The organism is Candidatus Cloacimonadota bacterium (assembly GCA_034661015.1).
Taxonomy (GTDB): Bacteria; Cloacimonadota; Cloacimonadia; order JGIOTU-2; family JGIOTU-2; genus JAYEKN01.
The window spans coordinates 1-6,410 of record JAYEKN010000036.1 but is presented as its reverse complement, the minus strand read 5'-3'; the positions used below and the strand labels follow the sequence as shown (position 1 = coordinate 6,410).

Here is a 6,410-nt window from a genome sequence, read left to right as displayed (position 1 = left end):
CGGGATTTCTCTCTGGGGATTTTTTGGTGAATTCCTGGAAAATGCGGATCTATATATTTCAGATGCAACCATAGAAATTGCTCATTGGAATTTTCTGCCTGTTCTGGTTTTAATGATCTTCATATTCCTGAATTTAAGAAAGCATTTTCCTGTCCCTGTTCAATTTTCCCTTTCCAGTTTCTTGTTGATCTGGTCTATGCATTGCATAATGATTTTCCAATATGAAGTGCTCTCGCGAACTCATTTCACGACCTACATGATGTGTGGAATTTTCGTAATTTTAACAGGGCTTTCAATTTATAAAGTCAGAAAAAATGAGCAAATCAATTCTATTATGTTCTGGTCATATTTGGGGCTTTTAACTGCCTGGACTGTTCTGGAATATATTTGGGGCTGGAGATTGATTCCGGGACCTTATGCGATCTAAGTGTCTAACTTAAAAAAAATGAGAGAAAAGAATAAAATATGTTGAAAAAAATTTCGCAAGAAAATTTCTTTACTCACATAAAAGGTAAAGAAATGGATCAGGAAAAAATCATAAAAGATTTCATTGGTTTTGGACTCTCTAAAAGATAAGCGAAAGTATATTATACTTTATTTCTCAAGAAAGAATTATCGGCTGCTGAAATTCAAAAACATGTCAGCATATTGAGAACAAAAGCGTACGAAATTCTACTGCAATTGATGAGCAAGAAATTTTGTGCGGAAAGAAAGACTTGATATGCTCAATGCACCAAAAGACGAAAAGTCACCTTACAAATAGCACATTTGATTTTTGGTGAAAAATAGTAACGATAATATTAATATTAAACGGCTGTGTATATACGCTTTTTTATAAACGTAAAATTATTCTACCAAAAAAATTTATTGCTATTTAGAGCCTGTCCGTAAAGTAGGGATTCGACGCAGATGAACACTGAAAAAACCGATTTTCGCAAGATAAATTTTTTTTGTAAAAAGTGTAATATCTGCGTTCATCAGCATAATCAGTGTTTATCTGCGTCGAATCACATCCGGAGAATCATTGCAAGAATGCGAGTTTACGGACAGACTCTAATTAAGCAAATTTGTTTTAATTTAAGCCGCTTTGGATAGGTATTTTTGCAATAATGTTTCTCCTTTTCTTGACATAAAATTCTAATTTTCGATTTTGTAACCTGTTTTTTTGCAGTTGTTCAGTCTAAAGTAAGAACAAGATCTGAAATTGATTTTGAACCTCTAGCAAAACCATAAGTATTAAGAAAGGAGTTTCAAGATTATGGAAGATCGAGTACAAGGTACAGTAAAATGGTTTAATAATACCAAAGGTTTTGGTTTTATTGAGCAAGATAATGGCGAAGATGTTTTTATTCATTACAAATCCATTAGCGGTACAGGCTTTCGTTCCCTCAAAGAAGGACAGCGTGTAGAATTCATCATTGAGCAAGGCCAAAAAGGTCCTGCAGCCAAAGATGTAACACTGGTTTAATTCAAATTAAATTCAAAGGTGTGTGGAGTTTTCTCTATGCACCTTTTTTTTTGCTCAAAATTTGGTATTTTATACTTTGTTAACCAAACAGATATTAAGGAGAAACCCCACAACCATGAAACATAAAAAAATATTTATGACTGTTTTATTTATCATTGTATTAGTTTTTACAGGAATTTTTGGTTTTAAAAAATTCTCACTAAATAAACCGAAAACAATTGAAGTTGCCCCGTGTACTTCTGTACCAGATTTTGCTAAGACTAAAACTGTTCAAGAAAAGATAAACTTATTTGGGAATTTTCTAAAACCAATCGCAAATTCGGAGAACAATATTATTCTATCAAATAGAGTAAAATTGAAAAATATAGAAAAATTCCACAAATTTAACAAAAAAAATATCACGTGGTTGAATTCAAAAGCAGAATATTATCGAATCAATGAATTTTCATATAAAAATAAAGAGGATTTGCTCAAATTGAAAAATCGGATGGACATCATTCCAACTCCGATAATCTTATCTCAGGCTGCCATTGAATCTGCTTGGGGAACATCCGGTTTTGCCCAACGGGGAAATAACCTTTTTGGGATGCGTACTTTAAATCAAAAAGAGGGATTTGTTCCAAAAGAACGACCAAAAGGAGCAAGATTTAGAGTTGCCAAATATTCTACCGTGAACCAATCCGTAAGAATTTACCTCCGGACACTAAACACGCTTAGTGAGTATGATAATTTACGAGTGATTCGGGAAAATTTTCGAAAAAAACACGAACCGATCGATCCGTATATCCTTGCAGAAGGTTTGGTAAATTATTCCGGCTTAGGTGAAAAATATGTTCGGATGGTTCAAAGAACAATGAAACATTTTTATAATGAAAATGCCCCGAAACCGTCAGATAAAATGGATTGATCAAATTTACAAACACAAATACATAAGTGGGTAACTTCAGGGAAAAATATTGATTTGAATTGTTCCAACTTTCAATCTAACCCAATTTGCTCCATTACAGATTCTTCGATTTCAGTAGCAAGTTCTTTGGCTGCCAACAAAATCTCTTCTGCTTCGATGAGCATATTCTTTTTGAATTGTTTATCATTGATTCCCGGGAGATTGATTTTTACATTCATATAAGCGGATTTCACAGCAGTCAAACCGCAAACGGCTGACACGCCGGCATCAGAGAGGGCATTTTTCATTCCCAATTCTGCCACAATTTTGGCACACTCAATGGCTTTGAAAGATTCTCGCATAGTTTCCAATGGGATTATTGTAGATTGCTGAGTAGCTGCTTCAACTGCTTCAATCTTCATTTTCTTCTCTTCTTCCGAATTTTCAGGCAACCTGTTTGCGTCCATATATTTTTCGAATGCTTCCGTGTCAGTATCAATTAGAGTGAGGAGTTTATCCTTTATTTCCTGTGCTTGGAAGGCGAGGGAAATAAGCGTTGAACGTCTTTCCAATTTGGTTTCGGATAATTTTCGGAAGGAAAGTTTTTTCGTTGATAGATTCGCAACCATAGAAGAAAGACCGGCAGAAAGGCTGCCACAAAGTGCTGCCACGCTTCCACCACCCGGAGCAGGTGAATCTGAGGACAATTCATCAGCAAATTTTACGATGCTCATGTTGCGAAGCTGATTATCTTTTTCCAATGTATATTCGATGATTTTTTCTTTGGGGTCAAAGGGAGTAAGTTCATTCAGACCCAGAGTATCAATCGCCATTTTGACCAATTCTCTTTCTCCTACACCGGCAGAAAAATATTGCTGCTCGTTCAAATGTTGTTTTTCGAGAAAATATTTTCCAGCCCGGAGAACCGGTTCTTTTGGAATCAGACCAACAAGTTCACTTCCGGTAACTCGCACGCCATGTTTGATCGCATCCATTTCCACATATTCAAATATCTTGTGGATTGGACTGGCTTTGTAGTTAGTTATATTCATTGAAATTTGAGCTTTATCGTATTCATCAATAAACCAGCCAACTGCTTTCACACCCACAAATCCACCTTTATCACGTTTGTATTCACCATTTTCATCGCGAAGTGGTTTGCCGTTTTCTCCCCGCAAAATTCTTCCCGTTTCTCTAATATCGAGAGCAATATCGTGGGCGATTTTCTTGCTTTTGGTGTTTAGGTTTATGTTGTAAGCAATGAGGAAATCGCGGCATCCCATCGCTGTTACTCCGGATTTTACATTAAATTTCTCACCAAAATCTGGCTTCCAATGTGGATCTTTCAGTTTTTCTTCCATACCTTCATATTCGCCCTTGCGGATAACAGCAAGATTTTGACGATCCGGCTTTGTTCTGGAATGTTCATAAAGAAAAATTGGGATATTAAGTTCTTCCGCCACCCTTTTGCCGACCTCTTTGGAAATTTGCACGCAATCATCCACATCCACACCGGCTACCGGCACAAACGGGCAGACATCACAAGCTCCCATACGAGCATGTTCTCCGCTGTGTTCTCGCATATCAATCAATTTGCTGCTCGCTTCAATTGCCCGGAACGCTCCTTCTTTTATGCTTTCCGGATTGCCCACAAATGTAAACACGGTGCGATTGGTTGCTTCTCCGGGATCAACATCCAAAAGGGTAACACCATCCACCGCACGCACGGCATCGGATATTTTTTCAATAATCTCTTTATTTCGACCTTCACTGAAATTTGGCACACATTCAACGATTTTGTTCATTTTGAAACTCCTTTTTTTTATAATTTTTTATCACTTGCACCCGGTTTTACAAGCGGAATATTCTGCTTGCAAAGTGGACACTCATTTTCTGTATATGATTTTATATTCATCGGCAATAGGGCTTTCGTAGGATAACCGAAATCTACTTTTCCATCGCTACGATCTACAATTAGTCCAATACCAACAATTTTTGCACCTGCTATTTTTACGCAATCTATTACTTCAAAAACGCTTCCACCGGTTGTAACAATGTCTTCGATAATGAGAACTTTGTCTGTGGGTTGCAAAGAAAATCCGCTGCGAATGGTCATTCTACCCTCTTTTCGCTGGGAAAATATGAATTTTTTCTTCAGAAATTTTGCAACTTCATACCCGAGTACGATGCCACCCATCGCAGGACTTACAACTGTGTTGAAATCATATTCGAAAAATCGTTTTGCCAGTTCATTGCAAAGCAAACTAACCTTGGATGGGTCTTGAATTAATTTAATTTTTTCAACGTATTTATCGCTATGCCTTCCTGAAGTGAGCAAAAAGTGTCCTTCCAAAAATGCACCGGAACTGAGCAATATCTCTTTTATCTCATTTTTTTCCATTTTACCTCTTTAAAAATTTTAGATTTTTTATTTTCTACAACAATTGATTTTTTCATTTTTTTGATTGTGTTTCATGCTTCACATTCGTTGAACAACATTGTTTCATCGCAGAGAACAAGGAGAACGCAGAGAGAAAACTGATTCTTTCGTGTCTGCTCCGTTAATTTTTTTGCCTGCCACGGCGTAGCGAAATGAAGGCAGATGGTTCACTCTTTGCTGTTTAAAATGGTTTTCTTGACTGAAATTTTCGGATTTAAGAATTTTCACATCACGTGCTGGAGTGGCGGAATTGGTAGACGCGCTAGGTTCAGGACCTAGTGGGAGTATTCCTGTAGGGGTTCGAGTCCCCTCTTCAGCACCATTTATTTTGCACATCTATAATTTTTGAATGAATTCACAAGAAGAAAATCGACAAAAGACTTGTCAAGGATTGAAAAACCAACAAATTTTTATTATAGGAGATATTTTGGATTTTACTAAAATTTTAGCGAAAATACAACGCGGAACAGAAGAAATTATTCCGAAAGAAGAATTAATTGCAAAACTAAAAAAATCAGAAGAAACAGGGAAACCGCTTCGTATAAAACTCGGTTGTGATCCGAGCAGACCGGACCTTCACATCGGGCATGCAGTAGTATTACGAAAATTACGAGATTTTCAGGACTTGGGGCATGAAGCAATTTTGGTCGTTGGAGATTTTACGGCAATGATTGGCGATCCCTCCGGGAAAAGCAAAACTCGCCCCCAACTTACAGCAGAAGAAACAAAACGGAATGGTGAAACTTATTTTGAACAGGCGAGAAAAATCCTCGATCCGGAAAAAACTCGTATTGTCTATAATTCCGAATGGTTGGGCGCAATGAAATTTGCAGACGTAATCAAACTTGCGAGCAAATTCACCGTAGCGAGAATGTTAGAGCGAGATGATTTTGAGAAACGATATCAAGCAGGTGATTCTATCGGAGTGCATGAATTTTTGTATCCCTTGGCTCAGGCTATGGATTCCGTAGCATTGGAAGCAGACATCGAACTCGGTGGGACGGATCAAAAATTCAACCTTCTCGTTGGCAGACACATCCAAAGATATTACGATCAAGAACCGCAGGTGATCATTACCATGCCGATTTTGGAAGGAACTGATGGAGTGGAAAAAATGAGTAAATCGTTGGGAAACCACGTGGCACTTGCAGATTCTCCCAATGAAATGTTTGGAAAATTGATGAGTATCCCCGATGAACTTATTTTGAAATATTTTCAACTTGCTGTTTTTGCAGATAAATCAAAATTGGCAGATATTAAAGAAAAATTGGCTTCGCAAAGCGTTAATCCAATGGTCTTGAAGAAAGAGATGGCTCGTAAAGTCATTGAATTTTATCATTCCGAAGAAGAAGCAATAAAAGCTCAGGAAGAATTCGAGCGGGTTTTCAGCAAAGGTGATATTCCCGCTGACCTGCCGATCTATACGCCGGAACAGAACAGAATGTGGATCGTGAAATTTGTTGCTGATTCAGGACTCGTAAAAAGCAATGGTGAAGCTCGCAGAATGATCAAACAGGGAGCCGTTTCTATTGATGGGGAAAAAATTACATTGACGGATTTGGAAGTAATACCCAAAGACGGAATGATTTTAAAAATCGGCAAAAGAAGATTTTGTA

The 6,410-nt window shown here is 37.4% G+C and carries 6 protein-coding genes and 1 tRNA gene; 5 read left to right on the top strand and 2 right to left on the bottom strand.

What is annotated here, in order from left to right:
• The 3 genes from U9P79_01285 to U9P79_01275 form a co-directional block, all read left to right on the top strand.
• Positions 1 to 427, top strand: a 427-nt coding sequence (locus U9P79_01285) for a hypothetical protein (GenBank protein MEA2103262.1), incomplete at its 5' end; no start/stop codon positions are given.
• A gap of 831 nt (positions 428 to 1,258) precedes the next feature.
• Positions 1,259 to 1,468, top strand: a complete 210-nt coding sequence (locus U9P79_01280) for a cold-shock protein (protein ID MEA2103261.1) — start codon at positions 1,259 to 1,261, stop codon at positions 1,466 to 1,468.
• Between the two features lie 115 nt (positions 1,469 to 1,583).
• Positions 1,584 to 2,375 (top strand): glucosaminidase domain-containing protein, encoded by a 792-nt coding sequence (locus U9P79_01275; protein MEA2103260.1) that lies wholly within the window; start codon positions 1,584 to 1,586, stop codon positions 2,373 to 2,375.
• A gap of 71 nt (positions 2,376 to 2,446) precedes the next feature.
• On the opposite strand, the gene ftcD is transcribed toward U9P79_01275, so the two are convergent.
• On the bottom strand, positions 2,447 to 4,159 hold the full coding sequence (ftcD, locus tag U9P79_01270; protein ID MEA2103259.1) for a glutamate formimidoyltransferase: 1,713 nt from the start codon (positions 4,157 to 4,159) through the stop codon (positions 2,447 to 2,449).
• A 17-nt stretch (positions 4,160 to 4,176) separates the two neighbouring features.
• On the bottom strand, positions 4,177 to 4,755 hold the full coding sequence (pyrE, locus tag U9P79_01265; protein MEA2103258.1) for an orotate phosphoribosyltransferase: 579 nt from the start codon (positions 4,753 to 4,755) through the stop codon (positions 4,177 to 4,179).
• A 274-nt stretch (positions 4,756 to 5,029) separates the two neighbouring features.
• Here pyrE and U9P79_01260 point away from each other — a divergent pair.
• Both U9P79_01260 and tyrS read left to right on the top strand, forming a co-directional pair.
• A tRNA-Leu gene (locus U9P79_01260) sits at positions 5,030 to 5,116 on the top strand.
• Positions 5,117 to 5,221: 105 nt separating this feature from the next.
• Positions 5,222 to 6,410 (top strand): tyrosine--tRNA ligase (gene tyrS / locus U9P79_01255; protein ID MEA2103257.1); only part of this gene is annotated, 1,189 nt, incomplete at its 3' end.

Excerpts from the sequence above, each read along its gene's own strand:
- pyrE (MEA2103258.1), bottom strand. The coding sequence starts at position 4,755 with ATGGAAAAAAATGAGATAAAAGAGATATTGCTCAGTTCCGGTGCATTT.
- ftcD (MEA2103259.1), bottom strand. The coding sequence starts at position 4,159 with ATGAACAAAATCGTTGAATGTGTGCCAAATTTCAGTGAAGGTCGAAAT.
- U9P79_01275 (MEA2103260.1), top strand. The coding sequence starts at position 1,584 with ATGAAACATAAAAAAATATTTATGACTGTTTTATTTATCATTGTATTA.
- U9P79_01280 (MEA2103261.1), top strand. The coding sequence starts at position 1,259 with ATGGAAGATCGAGTACAAGGTACAGTAAAATGGTTTAATAATACCAAA.